General features: G+C 56.5%; 15 protein-coding genes. 12 read left to right on the forward strand and 3 right to left on the reverse strand.

All coding sequences use genetic code 11. The features are described from left to right. The first annotated feature begins 66 nt into the window (after positions 1-66). Complete coding sequence (locus G0034_RS11070; protein ID WP_014883809.1) at positions 67-594, forward strand: helix-turn-helix domain-containing protein; 528 nt, start codon at positions 67-69, stop codon at positions 592-594. An 80-nt stretch (positions 595-674) separates the two neighbouring features. After that, entirely contained in the window at positions 675-2,639 is a 1,965-nt protein-coding gene (locus tag G0034_RS11075; RefSeq protein WP_179120860.1) for a peptidase U32 family protein, read from the forward strand. On the opposite strand, the gene G0034_RS11080 is transcribed toward G0034_RS11075, so the two are convergent. After that, positions 2,640-2,870, reverse strand: coding sequence for a DUF2554 family protein (locus G0034_RS11080; RefSeq protein ID WP_014883811.1), 231 nt, complete (start codon positions 2,868-2,870; stop codon positions 2,640-2,642). It abuts the gene before it with no gap. A 243-nt stretch (positions 2,871-3,113) separates the two neighbouring features. Here G0034_RS11080 and G0034_RS11085 point away from each other — a divergent pair, with 243 nt between their 5' ends. Continuing rightward, positions 3,114-3,476 carry a hypothetical protein gene (locus G0034_RS11085; RefSeq protein WP_014883812.1) on the forward strand — a complete coding sequence of 121 codons (363 nt, stop codon included), beginning with the start codon at positions 3,114-3,116 and terminating at the stop codon, positions 3,474-3,476. Between the two features lie 229 nt (positions 3,477-3,705). On the opposite strand, the gene ftrA is transcribed toward G0034_RS11085, so the two are convergent. Next, positions 3,706-4,713 (reverse strand): transcriptional regulator FtrA, encoded by a 1,008-nt coding sequence (ftrA, locus tag G0034_RS11090; RefSeq protein ID WP_179120861.1) that lies wholly within the window; start codon positions 4,711-4,713, stop codon positions 3,706-3,708. A gap of 73 nt (positions 4,714-4,786) precedes the next feature. On the opposite strand from ftrA, the gene G0034_RS11095 reads away from it, so the two are divergent. The 8 genes from G0034_RS11095 (at position 4,787) to zinT (ending at position 12,805) form a co-directional block, all read left to right on the forward strand. Beyond that, on the forward strand, positions 4,787-5,200 hold the full coding sequence (locus G0034_RS11095) for a rhodanese-like domain-containing protein (protein WP_048996998.1): 414 nt from the start codon (positions 4,787-4,789) through the stop codon (positions 5,198-5,200). 156 nt (positions 5,201-5,356) lie between these two features. Beyond that, entirely contained in the window at positions 5,357-6,460 is a 1,104-nt protein-coding gene (locus G0034_RS11100) for a cobalamin-independent methionine synthase II family protein (RefSeq protein ID WP_087529319.1), read from the forward strand. A gap of 202 nt (positions 6,461-6,662) precedes the next feature. Beyond that, complete coding sequence (gene urtA / locus G0034_RS11105) at positions 6,663-7,934, forward strand: urea ABC transporter substrate-binding protein (RefSeq protein ID WP_047344233.1); 1,272 nt, start codon at positions 6,663-6,665, stop codon at positions 7,932-7,934. A 24-nt stretch (positions 7,935-7,958) separates the two neighbouring features. Next, entirely contained in the window at positions 7,959-9,533 is a 1,575-nt protein-coding gene (gene urtB / locus G0034_RS11110) for an urea ABC transporter permease subunit UrtB (protein WP_047344234.1), read from the forward strand. After that, a complete protein-coding gene (gene urtC, locus G0034_RS11115; RefSeq protein WP_023330406.1) occupies positions 9,533-10,606 on the forward strand; it encodes an urea ABC transporter permease subunit UrtC in 1,074 nt (357 codons plus the stop codon). The genes urtB and urtC overlap by 1 nt, the downstream gene beginning before the upstream one ends. Beyond that, the gene (gene urtD, locus G0034_RS11120) at positions 10,606-11,403 is read left to right on the forward strand and encodes an urea ABC transporter ATP-binding protein UrtD (RefSeq protein WP_023330407.1); all 798 of its coding nucleotides are present in this window, start codon (positions 10,606-10,608) and stop codon (positions 11,401-11,403) included. Before urtC ends, urtD begins: the two co-directional genes overlap by 1 nt. Before the next feature lie 9 nt (positions 11,404-11,412). Next, positions 11,413-12,111, forward strand: a complete 699-nt coding sequence (gene urtE, locus G0034_RS11125) for an urea ABC transporter ATP-binding subunit UrtE (protein WP_014883820.1) — start codon at positions 11,413-11,415, stop codon at positions 12,109-12,111. A gap of 52 nt (positions 12,112-12,163) precedes the next feature. After that, positions 12,164-12,805, forward strand: a complete 642-nt coding sequence (gene zinT / locus G0034_RS11130) for a metal-binding protein ZinT (RefSeq protein ID WP_014883821.1) — start codon at positions 12,164-12,166, stop codon at positions 12,803-12,805. 50 nt (positions 12,806-12,855) lie between these two features. On the opposite strand, the gene ydeE is transcribed toward zinT, so the two are convergent. Continuing rightward, on the reverse strand, positions 12,856-14,049 hold the full coding sequence (gene ydeE / locus G0034_RS11135; RefSeq protein ID WP_014883822.1) for an efflux MFS transporter YdeE: 1,194 nt from the start codon (positions 14,047-14,049) through the stop codon (positions 12,856-12,858). Between the two features lie 194 nt (positions 14,050-14,243). Here ydeE and eamA point away from each other — a divergent pair, with 194 nt between their 5' ends. Then, positions 14,244-15,143, forward strand: a complete 900-nt coding sequence (gene eamA / locus G0034_RS11140; protein ID WP_014883823.1) for an O-acetylserine/cysteine exporter — start codon at positions 14,244-14,246, stop codon at positions 15,141-15,143. The last annotated feature ends 13 nt before the right edge of the window (positions 15,144-15,156 follow it).

Here is a 15,156-nt window from a genome sequence, read left to right on the forward strand (position 1 = left end):
CCGTATTACGGTAGCACTGTGCGTTATAGCGTACAAGTGGTATGATCATCGGCACCAGGAGGGAACATGGACATCACACAACATCTTGCAGCAACACTGAAAACACTGCGTCAGGCACGTGGCTGGAGCCTGTCAAAGCTGGCGGACGAGGCCGGCGTGTCGAAAGCGATGCTCGGCCAAATTGAGCGCAATGAATCCAGCCCGACGGTATCGACCCTGTGGAAAATCGCCACCGGGCTGAACGTTCCGTTTTCCGCGTTCATCACGCCAGAGGCAGACAGGCAGGCTGTGTTTGATCCCCAGCAGCAGGCGATGGTCGTCAAACCGCTCTTTCCGTGGGATGAGACCCTGAGGTTCGATCATTTCTCTATTACGCTGGCGGCGGGTGCCCTGAGCGAATCCACGCCCCATGAGGCGGGCGTGATTGAACATGTGGTGGTCATTAGCGGAGAGCTGGAGATGAAAATCGACGGCGAATGGCAGACGGTTTATGCCGACTCGGGCGTCCGTTTTGCCGGTGATAAACCGCATGCCTACCGCAACAGCAGCGACCGGCCGGTGCATTTTCACTCTCTGATCCATTATCCCCGCTGAGGCTACGCAAAACTGTTTCGCTGTCGTAGACTTCTGACTACAATAGCCGCCATTTTGACCATAACGGATAACGACGAAGTATGCGCCTGCAATCCCATCATCTTGAACTTTTAAGCCCGGCCCGTGACGCCGCCATTGCCCGTGAAGCGATCCTTCACGGCGCGGACGCCGTCTATATTGGCGGCCCTGGCTTTGGTGCCCGCCATAACGCCAGCAACAGCCTGCGCGATATTGCCGACCTGGTGCCGTTCGCCCACCGTTTCGGGGCGAAAGTGTTCGTGACCCTGAACACTATTCTTCATGATGATGAGCTGGAGCCTGCGCAACGACTGATCGCCGATCTCTATCAGACCGGCGTCGATGCCCTGATTGTTCAGGACATGGGGGTTCTGGAGCTGGATATTCCGCCGATTGAACTGCACGCCAGTACCCAGTGTGATATCCGCACGGTGGAGAAGGCGAAGTTCCTCTCCGACGTCGGCTTTTCGCAGATCGTTCTGGCCCGTGAGCTGAACCTGAATCAGATCCGTGATATCCACCAGGCGACAGACGCGACGATCGAGTTCTTTATCCACGGCGCGCTGTGCGTGGCCTATTCCGGTCAGTGCAACATTTCCCACGCCCAGACGGGCCGTAGCGCCAACCGTGGCGACTGTTCGCAGGCCTGCCGTCTGCCGTATACCCTGAAAGACGATCAGGGCCGCGTAGTGGCGTTCGAAAAACACCTCCTCTCCATGAAGGATAACGATCAGACCGCCAACCTGGGCGCGCTGATTGATGCGGGCGTCCGTTCCTTCAAGATTGAAGGGCGTTATAAAGATATGAGCTACGTGAAGAATATCACCGCGCACTACCGTCAGATGCTGGACGCCATCATCGAAGACCGCGGCGATCTGGCGCGCGCGTCGGCAGGTCGTACCGAGCATTTCTTTATTCCGTCGACGGACAAAACCTTCCACCGCGGCAGCACGGACTATTTCGTGAACGCCCGTAAAGGCGATATCGGCGCGTTCGACTCACCGAAGTTCATCGGTTTACCGGTCGGTGAAGTGCTGAAGGTGGCGAAAGATCATCTTGATGTTGAAGCGACGGAGCCGCTGGCGAATGGCGATGGCCTGAACGTGATGATTAAGCGTGAAGTGGTGGGCTTCAGGGCTAATACGGTCGAAAAAACCGGTGAAAATCGCTATCGCGTATGGCCGAATGAAATGCCTGCCGATCTCTACAAGGCGCGTCCGAACGCGCCACTTAACCGTAACCTCGATCATAACTGGCAGCAGGCGCTGCTGAAGACCTCCAGCGAGCGTCGTATCGCGGTGGATATCGAGCTTGGCGGCTGGGAAGAACAGCTGATTCTGACCATGACCTGTGAAGACGGTATCAGCGTGACGCATACGCTGGATGGCCTGTTCGAGGTGGCAAACAACGCGGAAAAAGCGCTTAACAGCCTGAAGGATGGCGTGGCGAAGCTGGGGCAGACGATTTACTACGCGCGCGCTATCGAGGTTAACCTGCCGGACGCGCTGTTTGTGCCGAACAGCCTGCTTAACCAGTTCCGCCGTGAAACGGCAGAGCTGCTGGATGAAGCGCGTCTGGCCCAGTATCCACGCGGTAGCCGTAAAGCAGAAGTTGTTCCGGCCCCGGTATACCCGGACACGCATTTATCTTTCCTGGCAAACGTCTACAACCATAAGGCGCGTGAATTCTATCATCGCCACGGTGTGCAGCTGATCGACGCGGCCTATGAAGCGCATGAAGAGAAGGGCGACGTGCCGGTGATGATCACCAAGCACTGTCTCCGCTTCGCCTTCAATCTGTGCCCGAAACAGGCAAAAGGCAATATTAAGAGCTGGAAAGCGACGCCCATGCAGCTGGTCAACGGTGATGAAGTCCTTACCCTGAAGTTTGACTGCCGTCCCTGCGAAATGCATGTTATTGGCAAGATGAAAAACCATATTTTCAAAATGCCGCAGCCGGGCAGCATTGTCGCTTCCGTCAGTCCTGACGATCTGATGAAAACCCTGCCAAAACGTAAGGGGAGCTAACTACCTTACGTGCGTCTCCGGTTTGCGCGATTTCTGCCACAGGTGGTGTTCGCGCAAACCCTCCGCTGACTCTTCCGCTGCGCTGCGTAATTCATCGCTGTCGGCCTCGTGCCGCAGCTGATGCCCCACATTCTTAACCCATACATATTCATGCCCTTTGTGCCCGGCCATAAGCTGCCCTGAAAACAGCGCACAAATAAGCATGACGAGAGATAACCCTTTTTTAATCATGGTTTCACCGCTGAGTGACGTTGCGGGGATAATCATGGCGATTATTTCTTAGTGTTATTATTCAATAATTCAAAGTACGGCAAAGAAAATGTCAAAGAGTGTTGGCTCAGAATTGTTTTTAAGAAATATCCTAAATGCGCCTAAGGCACTGTCAACTACCACTTCTGGACCATAAACAGGCGTTTGAATTAGGGATAATCCTATATAATAGGGATTCTCTGGCTAAGGAATGAGTCTTAATAAATGAAAAAAATAATCGCGTTTGCGCTCCTCGTGGCTGCCGTGGGTGCTACGGCAGGGGTTCGCTATATCGGGAATGACGAACCAGAATATATTCAGTCCGCAGAAACCCGTGTTGGTTCATATTTAACCAGCGATTACGGGCGTGTAGCCTGCAATAGCAAAAAAGTAGACGATCAACGCTGGGAATTAGATTGCCTGCATCAGGCAAGAGGAAAAGTATTCCAGTTTGCGGTGTATCCTTCTGAAAAAGCCCCCTATGGTGTTTCGCGTTCGTTTTATCTCGAAGCGATTAATGATGAAGCAAAACAGAGCGCCGAACAGGGTCTGATGCGTTATTTGCAAATCAACACGAAGGCGAGTTAATAGAGCTGTTTAGCTTTCGTTAAGTTAATCAGTGTTAGTTTGTAAGGGATCCGCAGCCCGACCATGGAGCGTCGGGGACGTAGAGACCAAAATACAAATCTATCCATGCAAGCATTTACCGCCAGATAATGGCGGTTTTTTTTTTGCCATTTCGCGTATGTGCCCCTCATCCCAGCCCTCTCCCTCAGGGAGAGGGGCGTCTGTGTCGGTATTATGTTGTGGGGATCCCTCAGCGGGCAGGACCTGGACGCGAAAATTGCTTGCGGTACTGGGCCGGCGAAAGGGCAAATTGCTGACGAAAGTGGTGGCGCAACGTCGCCGCCTGTCCAAAACCGGTCTGTTCAGCGATGCTGTCGATGCTCAACCGACTGCTTTCCAGGTAATCTTTTGCTCTCAACAGACGCTCATTGATCAGCCAGCGCGACGGTGTCGTTCCCGTTACCGCCTCGAAGCGACGAAGGAAGGTACGCTGGCTCATGCCCACCCGACGCGCCAGCGAGTCGACGCTGTGCGGTTCAACGAGATGGTTGTGCAGGAAATCAAACAGCTGTCCCAGACGCTGGCTCTCCCGTAGCTGTGCCACCGGGCGGCTCAGCTGTTGCGGCTGCGAACCATCCCGGTGGGGAGGAATAACCAGCCGACGCGCCACGCTGTTGGCGGTTTCCATGCCATAATCCCGGCGGACGACGTGCAGACAGAGATCGATGCCCGCCGCGCTACCAGCAGAAGTCAGAATATCCCCCTCGTCCTGATAGAGTACGTCTTCAACCACGTCGATGTCAGGGTAGCGGGCTTTAAGCGCCTCGATGTAGCGCCAGTGGGTTGTGGCTTTGCGCCCGTTCAACAGTCCCGTTGCGGCCAGCACAAACACACCCGAGCAGATGGACAGCAGCTGGCATCCATGAGCGCTGGCCTGGCGCAATGCGTCGCATAGGGCCCTGGGAACCGGCGCGTCCAGCCCCCGCCAGCCGGGAACCACGATCAGATCCGCAGACTCAAGCAGGCTCAAATCACCATCAGTCACCATGCGGATCCCGCCCGTCGCCCGCAATTCTCCGCTATCCACACCTGCCACAGCAAAGCGATACCAGGCGTCGCCCAGCTCAGGACGTGGCAGGCCAAAAATCTCAACCGCCACGCCAAACTCAAAGGTACACAGGCCGTCATACGCCAGCACCACCACCTGAGGGCGGGAAACCTGTCTTAAGTTTGTCATCTTTTTGCTGTTTTCTGGCATAAGCAAGCGCATTCATGGGCTGAATTTGTGGATAGAGTAGTGTTAACACAAACGCCAAAGATGAGGAAGGATCATGAGCTATGTTACTGAATTTCCGGCTGCCGAGCCGCAGGAAGCCGTTACCCATTTTCTGCGTCGCCTGAGTGTCGAAACCGACTGTGCCGATGTGCATCATGCCATCGCCAGTCATGAGCAGGACTTCGTGCTGCTGCATGTGGTAGGGAGTGCGGAACAATTCGCCCGTCGTCATGTCCCCGGCGCACTGCACATGCCGTGGAGCCAGATTACTGCTGAACGCATGGCCCGGTGGCCGGACGGCACGCTGTTTGTCGTTTACTGCGCGGGGCCACACTGTAACGGCGCGGACAGGGCTGCGCTGAAGCTGGCGCGACTCGGGTTGCCGGTCAAAATCATGCTGGGCGGGATCACTGGCTGGGAAGATGAACGCTACGCGTTTGCCGGTCAGGGATCCGTTTCCGCCCTGTGAAGATGAATTTTTTTCAACACCCGTGAAATTTTCTCGTTTGCCGGAGCCGGTGAGGTATGACATCTTTTTTGGACATTTAGACATCCAGAAGTCTAAAGATTCAAATAATGAATTATCACTGCCGGCAATTATTACCGTCAGACAGAGGAGATTTCCATGCAACGACAGCACGCCCCATACCGCGCCGATGTAGTAGGCAGTTTTTTACGTCCAGATGCCATTAAACAGGCCCGCCTGAAGTTCGCCAGCGGTGAGATAGATGCCGCACAGCTTCGCGCGGTGGAGGACGATGCCATTCGCCACGTCGTCGAGCAGCAGTGTGCGTGCGGTCTGCATGTGGTGACCGACGGTGAATTTCGCCGTGCCTGGTGGCACTTCGATTTCTTCGATGGCCTGCAGGGGGTTGAGCGTTACGATTCGCAGCAGGGTATTCAGTTCAACGGTGTACAGACCAAAGCCCACGGCGTGCGCGTCACCGGCAAGCTGGGCTTTGGCGATCATCCGATGCTGGACGATTTCCGCTATCTGAAAAGCATCAGCGGTAATGCGCAGCCGAAGATGACCATTCCCAGCCCAAGCGTGCTTCATTTCCGCGGCGGCCGCAAAGATATCGACGCGACGGTTTACCCGGACCTGAACGTCTATTTTGACGATCTGGCGACCACCTGGCGCGACGCTATCCGGGCCTTCTATGATGCAGGCTGCCGTTACCTGCAACTTGACGACACCGTCTGGGCCTACCTCTGTTCGGACGATCAGCGTCGTCAGATCCGCGAGCGCGGCGATGATGCCGATGAGCTGGCGCAGATCTACGCCCGCGTGCTGAACAAGGCGCTGGAAGGTAAACCGGACGATCTGACCATCGGGCTGCATGTCTGCCGCGGCAACTTCCGTTCAACCTGGATTTCGGAAGGGGGATACGAGCCGGTGGCGGAAGTGCTGTTCGGTACGGTGAACGTAGATGCCTTCTTCCTGGAATATGATAACGACCGCAGCGGTGATTTTGCGCCACTGCGCTTTATTCGCCCGGGCAAGCAGCAGGTGGTGCTGGGTCTGATAACCACCAAAAACGGAGAGCTGGAGAACCCGGAAGGGGTTAAAGCCCGTCTGGAAGAGGCGGCAAAATACGTGGCCAAAGAGCAGATCTGCCTCAGCCCGCAGTGCGGCTTTGCCTCGACCGAAGAGGGCAACAGCCTGAGTGAAACTCAACAGTGGGAAAAAGTCCGTCTGGTGACACAGATCGCCAGTGAAGTCTGGTAAAAACACCGCCCCAGCGCTGCATTATAAAAGTGCAGCGCTGTGCCATTCTGAGTCGTTCTCTTTACATCCCGCGTTCAATCTCCCGCCATAGCGCAATGTTCATTCTGGCATCCTTTTTGCTCCTGCTTCGCTGACACATTTTTTTCCGCGTCCATGCCGTAACGGACGTTTTTGCACAGCGTTCTTTTTCAGGAGTGAAAATATGCAGCGTCGTACCTTATTAAAAGCCTTTGCGTTATCCGCGTCCGTCGTGGCGATGGGAATGAGTTTTGGTGTGCAGGCGGCCGATACCATCAAAGTGGGGATCATGCATTCTTTGTCCGGCACGATGGCCATCTCCGAAACCCCGCTGAAAGATGTCGCGCTGATGACCATTGACGAGATCAACGCCAAAGGGGGCGTACTGGGGAAAAAACTGGAGCCGGTGGTGGTGGATCCCGCTTCAAACTGGCCGCTGTTTGCCGAGAAAGCGCGTCAACTGCTGAGCCAGGATAAAGTCGCGGTGGTGTTTGGCTGCTGGACCTCCGTTTCGCGTAAATCGGTGCTGCCTGTCTTTGAGGAACTGAACGGCCTGCTGTTCTATCCGGTGCAGTATGAGGGTGAAGAAATGTCACCCAACGTCTTTTATACCGGTGCCGCACCGAACCAGCAGGCCATCCCGGCGGTGGAATACCTGATGAGCGAAGACGGCGGCGCGGCGAAACGCTTCTTCCTCTTGGGCACCGACTACGTCTACCCGCGCACCACCAACAAGATCCTGCGTGCGTTCCTGCATTCGAAAGGCGTTGAGGATAAGGACATCGAAGAGGTTTACACCCCATTTGGTCATAGCGACTACCAGACGATTGTCGCCAACATCAAGAAATTCTCCGCAGGCGGCAAAACTGCCGTGGTCTCGACCATCAATGGCGATTCCAACGTGCCGTTCTATAAAGAGCTGGCAAACCAGGGGCTGAAAGCAACCGACGTGCCGGTAGTGGCGTTCTCCGTCGGTGAAGAAGAGCTGCGCGGTATCGACACCAAACCGCTGGTGGGTAACCTGGCTGCGTGGAACTATTTTGAGTCCGTGGACAACCCCACTAACCAGGCCTTCGTGGCGGATTACAAAGCCTATGCGAAAGTGCACAAACTGCCGAATGCCGACACTGTCGTCACCAACGACCCAATGGAAGCCACTTACGTAGGGATCCATATGTGGGCGCAGGCGGTGGAAAAAGCGGGGACGACCGACGTAGATAAAGTGCGTGCCGCAATGGCCGGCCAATCGTTTAAAGCGCCTTCCGGCTTTACGCTCACCATGGATGCCACCAACCATCATCTTCATAAGCCAGTCATGATCGGTGAAATTGAAGGCAACGGCCAGTTCAACGTGGTGTGGCAGACGGAACAGCCGGTCCGCGCACAACCGTGGAGTCCGTTCATCGCCGGGAATGACAAAAAGCCCGACCAGCCGATGAAAACCGCCAGCAACTAAGCCATCACCTCAGGGAGACAAGCCATGAACGTCATGCGCACGATCGTCGCTCTTATATGGCTTACCGGACTGCTGCCAGGGATGGCGCAGGCATCGGATGCCGATCGTTTCGTTGCTGCCAGCCGCACCCAGCAGGCGGAATTACTGACGCAGTGGGCCGCCGCGCCGGATGCCGCCAGGCTGCCGCTGCTTCAGGCGTTGCAAAAGGAAAACCTGTATACCGACAGCCAAAAGCACGCTTTTGCGCAGCGTAATGGCGGAATGGTTCCCCTCGGTGAAGCAAAGGCGACTGAAGGGCAGACCAAAGCGGTACGGCTGACGAACCGACTGCGCGTACTTGCTGCCACGGCTATCGCTACGCATCAGCTGGTCAGTGACAGTGTCACGGAAAGGCGGGCGGCGGCCCGTCAACTGCAGCGAGATGCGCAACCTGCGATGCTCGCTTTTCTGGAAAATCGGGTAAACCGTGAAACGGATGCGGTAGCGCGTCAGACGCTGCTGCTGGCGGTGGCGAATCTCCAGCTGGCAAGCCCGCAGGCGGAGGTGCGTCGCCACGCTGCTGAACTGTTAGGCCAGTCCGACGATCCGGACGTGGTGTCCCGACTCACCCCGTATACCCAGGCGCAGACCGAGCCGGACGCCGGCGTTCGCGCCGCTGCCGAAGAGAGCCTTAACCAGATTACGCACCGCCTGATGTGGGGCGATCTGCTGGGTCAGGCGTTTATGGGGCTTTCCCTCGGTTCGGTGCTGCTGCTGGCTGCGCTGGGGCTGGCTATCACCTACGGCCTGCTGGGCGTCATCAATATGGCGCACGGTGAAATGCTGATGCTGGGCGCGTATGCCACCTGGATGGTGCAGCAGGCCATGACCAGCCTCGCGCCACAGTGGCTGGCGCTCTATCCGGTTATCGCCTTACCGGTCGCGTTCTGCCTGACGGCGGCAATCGGAATGGTGCTGGAGCGCACCGTGATCCGTCATCTGTACGGTCGTCCGCTGGAAACGCTGCTGGCAACGTGGGGCATCAGCCTGATGCTTATCCAACTGGTGCGCATGACGTTTGGCGCCCAGAACCTGGAGGTGGCGAACCCGGCATGGCTTTCCGGCGGGGTACAGGTTTTCGCCAACCTGACGCTGCCGTGGAACCGTATTGTGGTGCTGGGTTTTGTGCTGCTGGTACTGTTCTTTACCTGGCTGATTCTGAATAAAACCCGTCTGGGGCTAAACGTGCGCGCGGTGACGCAAAACCGCAGCATGGCTGCCTGCTGTGGGGTGCCGACAGGGCGTGTCGATATGCTCGCATTCGGGCTGGGCTCCGGCATTGCCGGGTTAGGCGGCGTGGCATTATCGCAGCTGGGTAACGTCGGACCGGAGCTGGGCCAGGGATACATCATCGACTCGTTCCTGGTGGTGGTGCTCGGTGGCGTGGGCCAGCTGGCAGGGAGCGTGGCCGCGGCCTTTGGTCTGGGCATTTTCAATAAAATCCTTGAACCACAGATGGGCGCGGTGCTGGGCAAGATCGTGATTCTGGTGGCGATCGTGCTGTTTATTCAGAAGCGTCCTCAGGGGTTATTTGCGCTGAAAGGGAGGGTTATTGACTGATGAGCCAGCCGCTTACCTTAACGCTGGCGCGCAAAGCGCCACGCACAACGCAGATCGCAGGCAGCCTGCTGGTGGCGTGTCTGCTGATATTACCGTTTTTCGCCTTACTGCCTGCAACGCATCCGCTGGCGTTATCGACCTGGATGCTGACGCTGACGGGTAAGATCCTCTGCTATGCCATCGTTGCGGTGGCGCTCGATCTGGTGTGGGGCTATGCCGGTATGCTGTCTCTTGGGCACGGTATCTTTTTCGCACTCGGCGGTTATGCGATGGGCATGTATCTGATGCGCCAGGCGGCGGGTGACGGTCTGCCCGCGTTTATGTCATTTCTCTCCTGGAGTGAGCTGCCGTGGTTCTGGTGGGGCACCCAACACTTCGCCTGGGCGCTGGTGCTGATTGTCATGGTGCCGGGGCTGCTGGCGCTGGTGTTTGGCTGGTTTGCCTTCCGCTCGAAGATCAAAGGGGTCTATTTCTCGATTATGACCCAGGCGCTGACCTATGCCGGGATGTTGCTGTTCTTTCGCAACGAGACCGGTTTTGGCGGCAATAACGGTTTCACCGGCTTTACCACGCTGCTCGGATTTTCGGTGACGGAAACCTCCACGCGTATTGCACTGTTTCTGGCGACCGTACTGTTGCTGCTCCTGGCGTTGGGGACGGGATTTGCGCTGGCAAAAAGCAAATTTGGCCGAATCCTGACCGCCGTTCGTGACGCAGAAAACCGTCTGACGTTCTGTGGTTACGACCCGCGCGGGTTCAAACTGCTGGTCTGGACGCTCTCCGCGGTGCTGTGTGGCCTGGCGGGGGCGCTCTATGTCCCGCAGGTGGGCATTATCAACCCCGGTGAAATGTCGCCGACGAACTCGATAGAAGCCGCCATCTGGGTGGCGCTGGGCGGGCGCGGCACGCTGGTGGGGCCGGTAATTGGCGCGGCGCTGGTGAACGGGGCGAAGAGCTTTTTCACCGTCGCCATGCCGGAGTACTGGCAGCTGTTCCTGGGGCTGATTTTTATCGCCGTCACGCTGTTCTTACCACGCGGTGTCTACGGTCTGTTTCGTAAGGGAGAGAAATAATGCAGCCAACGGAAGGATTATTTACCCGCCAGTTGCCCGGCGACCGCTACCGTGACCAGACGGATCCGGTGCTTCAGCTTGAGGCCATTAACGTCAATTTCGACGGTTTCCAGGCGCTGACCGATCTCTCGCTGAATATCGGCGTGGGCGAGTTGCGCTGCGTGATTGGCCCCAACGGAGCCGGTAAAACCACGTTGATGGATGTGATCACCGGCAAAACGAGACCAAAAAGCGGGAGGGCTATTTACGATCAATCGATCGACCTGACCGCGCTGGAGCCTGCGGCCATAGCCCGTCAGGGGATTGGGCGAAAGTTCCAGAAACCCACGGTCTTTGAGGCGCTGACGGTGTGGGAAAACCTTGAGATCGCCATGAAAACCGATAAATCCGTCTGGGCGAGCCTGCGGGCAAAACTCAATGGTGAACAACGCGATCGCATTGATGAGATGCTGGTTTTACTGCGTCTTGGAAACGAACGCGATCGCCGCGCCGGGCTGTTGTCGCACGGCCAAAAGCAGTTTCTGGAGATAGGTATGCTGCTGGTCCAGGATCCGCATCTGTTGCTGCTGGACGAACCCGCCGCCGGGATGACCGACGCGGAGACGGAATACACCGCCGAGTTGTTCAAAACCCTGGCGGGTAAGCACTCCCTGATGGTGGTGGAGCATGACATGGGCTTTGTCGAAACCATTGCCGACCACGTGACGGTATTGCATCAGGGGCGCGTGCTGGCCGAAGGCTCGCTTCGCGAGGTGCAGGCCAACGAGCAGGTGATTGAGGTCTATCTGGGGCGCTAAGGAGAGAAGATGTTACAGGTTAACGAACTGAATCAGTATTACGGTGGAAGCCATATCCTGCGCGGCGTCAGTTTTGAGGCCGCCACCGGAGAAGTCACCTGCCTGCTGGGGCGCAACGGCGTCGGGAAAACGACGTTGCTGAAGTGTCTGATGGGGCTGATCCCGGCGAAAACCGGGGAGGTCATCTGGCAGGGTAAGACGATCACCCACAGCAAACCGCACCAGCGGGTACAGTCTGGCGTGGCGTATGTCCCGCAGGGACGCGAGATTTTTCCGCGCCTGACCGTGGAAGAAAATCTTCTGCTGGGGCTGTCGCGCTTTTCCGCCCGCGAGGCGAAGCAGGTACCGGAGGAGATCTGGCAGCTTTTCCCGGTGCTCAAAGAGATGAAGCACCGCCGCGGAGGCGATCTCTCCGGCGGACAACAGCAGCAACTGGCGATTGGCCGTGCGCTGGCAAGCCGCCCGCAGCTGCTGATTCTGGATGAACCGACGGAAGGCATTCAGCCTTCGGTGATAAAAGAGATTGGCCAGGTGATCCGCACGCTGGCGAACAGAGGCGATATGGCGATCCTGCTGGTCGAGCAGTTTTACGACTTTGCCGCCGAGCTGGCCGACAGCTATCTCCTGATGTCGCGCGGCACCATAATCCAGCGTGGACGGGGTGAAAACATGGCGCAGGAGGGCGTTCGCGGGCTGGTTGCGATTTGAAATGTTATAATATAACATTCTCATTCTTATAAAACGGAATGAGGGGGTTATTTTGGCTGCACATGCTGGTAAATGGATCATGACTCTGGGGGCGCTGCTGGTCAGCGGCCAGCTGTTAGCGCACTCGCACGGTCATCAGATGACCGAAGCGGAGCAGAAAGCGGCGAACGGCGTGTTTGAGGATAAAGACGTAAAGGACAGAGCGCTGTCTGACTGGGACGGTACCTGGCAGTCCGTTTATCCTTTCCTGCTGGATGGATCGCTGGATCCGGTCTTCAAACAGAAAGCGCAGAAGGATAAAAGCAAAACCTTCGACGAGGTGAAAGCCTATTATCGTAAAGGCTATGCGACGGACGTGGATGCCATTGGCATTGAAAATAACGTGATGGAGTTCCACAAGGGCAAAGCGGTTAGCCGTTGCCATTATAATTACAGCGGCTACAAAATTCTGACCTATGCGTCAGGCAAAAAAGGCGTTCGCTATCTGTTTGAGTGTCAGGATGCCAGCAGCACGGCGCCGAAGTTTGTGCAGTTCAGCGACCATACCATCGGGCCGAAAGCGTCCTCGCACTTCCATATTTTTATGGGCAACACCTCCCACGAGGCGCTGCTGAAAGAGATGGATAACTGGCCGACCTATTATCCGAATGAGATGTACAAAGAGCAGGTGGTAGAAGAGATGTTGCACCACTAGGTTGTTGCGTTTGCCGGGTGGCGGCTACGCCTTACCCGGCCTACAAGTTGCTACGCTACCTTGGGTGACTCGCACCACGCCTTCACGCTCATCCCCCGCAAAATCATCAGCCACGCAATCACGATGGCGACCATCATAATCACAAACAGCGACCAGTGCGGCAGGTTGGTCAGGATAATCCCGGTGATCATCGGGTTTGCGGCCGCGCCCAGCCAGCCCAGCGCCTGTGCGGAGAAATAGCTTGCCTTCATACCCGGCGGGGCGATGTTGTCGATCAGCATGTATTCACCCGGCGCATAAATAATCTCACCCAGCGTAAAGATCGCGGCAGCGATACCCCAGTAAATCAGATTCTCCCCGGAGAGCATAAAGCCACCCAGCCCCAGGATAAAAAACAGCGTCGCGGCGGTCATCAGGGGGCGAATATTGCTTGCGGAAATCTTGCGCCCAAGCGCGTATTGCAGCGTCACCACCACGGCGGCGTTAACGGGCAGCACCACGGCGACGACCTTCTGCGCGAAATCGCTGTCGGCGTGGGCGGCCAGAACATACTGCGAAATGCAGCTGGCGAACGATCCGCCCACGTACGACGCGAGCAGGCCGGAGAGGGTGAACCAGAACAGGGCGCGGTCTTTCAGCAACACCGACGGCTGCCAGGGCATTTTTTCCTCGGCGGTATCCAGCGCGACGCTTTTTTGCACAAAGAAATGGATAAACGCGAGCGGCAGCGCGGCGCAAAAAGCGGCCAGCCAGAAGGGCAGCTGTAAGCTGTACATCACCAGCAGGGTGCCGATGGGCGGGCCGACCGTCCAGCCAATGTTCAGGAAGCTATAGTTGAGCGAGAAAACACGCGCTTTTTGGCTTGAGGTGAGCACGTCGGAGAACCAGGCTTTCAGCACCGTCGAAAATACGGAGTAGGCGCAGTTGATCAGGGAAAAGAACAGCACCACCAGCGTGACGTTATCCACCAGCGGGATCGCGACAAATCCGGCAATAAACGCCACGATCGCAATCAGCATGTAGCGTTTTTTATCAAACTTATCCGCCAGAATGCCAAATCCCAGGCTGAACACCACGCCGATGGTCAGCGCAATCGTCAGGGCATAACCAATATTCTCGACGCTCATGTTGTAGACGCGCGTGAGATAAATGGTCATGAACGGCAGCGTCGCTCCCCGACCGATGGTTAACAACAATGACGATGCCAGCAGCGCTGCGGTTGAGCGCCTGAGAGATGGTTTCATATTTCTGCCCGACAGTTGCTTATGCTTTTATTAGAGGTGTGTTAACAGGATTACCATGACATAAGGGGCTTGTATAGCACCTGGTTTATCCGTAAGTGCTTCAGCTGCCTGCCAGAATTAATGATCTTCTCGCAGCGTCCTTTTTTCTGTTACCTTGAAGTGTTAACAAATTATTAATAATTCAGGGGCAGGGTATGACGCGTAAAGACGGACTGCTGGCGTTGCTGGTGGTCGTAGTATGGGGGCTCAATTTTGTCGTCATTAAGCTGGGATTGCACAATATGCCCCCGCTTATGCTGGCCGGTTTGCGTTTCATGTTAGTGGCGTTCCCGGCGATCTTTTTTGTTGCGCGTCCAAAAATCCCGTTCAAATTACTGCTGGGCTATGGCCTGACCATCAGCTTTGGCCAGTTCGCGTTTCTCTTCTGCGCCATCAAGTTTGGTATGCCTGCCGGTCTTGCCTCGCTGGTTTTGCAGGCGCAGGCGTTCTTTACCATCATTCTCGGTGCGTTCGTATTTGGCGAACGTTTGCAGGGCAAACAGCTGGCGGGGATTACGCTGGCGGTGTTTGGCGTACTGGTGCTGATTGAAGCCAGCCTGAATGGTCAGGATGTGGCGCTGCTGGGCTTTATGCTTACGCTGGCGGCGGGGCTGAGCTGGGCGTGCGGGAATATCTTCAACAAGCTGATTATGCAGCACGCGGCGCGGCCGCAGGTGATGTCGCTGGTGGTCTGGAGCGCGTTAATTCCGGTCATCCCGTTTCTGGCGGCGTCGTTTATTCTGGATGGCCCGGATGTGATGCTGAGAAGCCTGGTCGATATCGATTTGACCACGATCCTTTCTCTGATTTATCTGGCCTTTGTCGCCACGATTGTGGGCTATGGGATCTGGGGTTCGCTGCTGGGGCGTTATGAAACCTGGCGCGTGGCGCCCCTGTCTCTGCTGGTGCCAGTGGTTGGGCTCGCCAGTGCGGCGCTATTGCTGGATGAAACGCTGAGCGCGCTGCAGTTGCTGGGGGCCGTGCTGATTATGGCGGGGCTGTATATCAACGTGTTTGGCTTGCGGGTACGGCGGGCGGCGCGCGTCAGAGGCTAGAGCATAAAAAAGC

The organism is Enterobacter sp. T2 (genome assembly GCF_010692925.1).
GTDB classification, from domain to species: domain Bacteria; phylum Pseudomonadota; class Gammaproteobacteria; order Enterobacterales; family Enterobacteriaceae; genus Enterobacter; species Enterobacter kobei.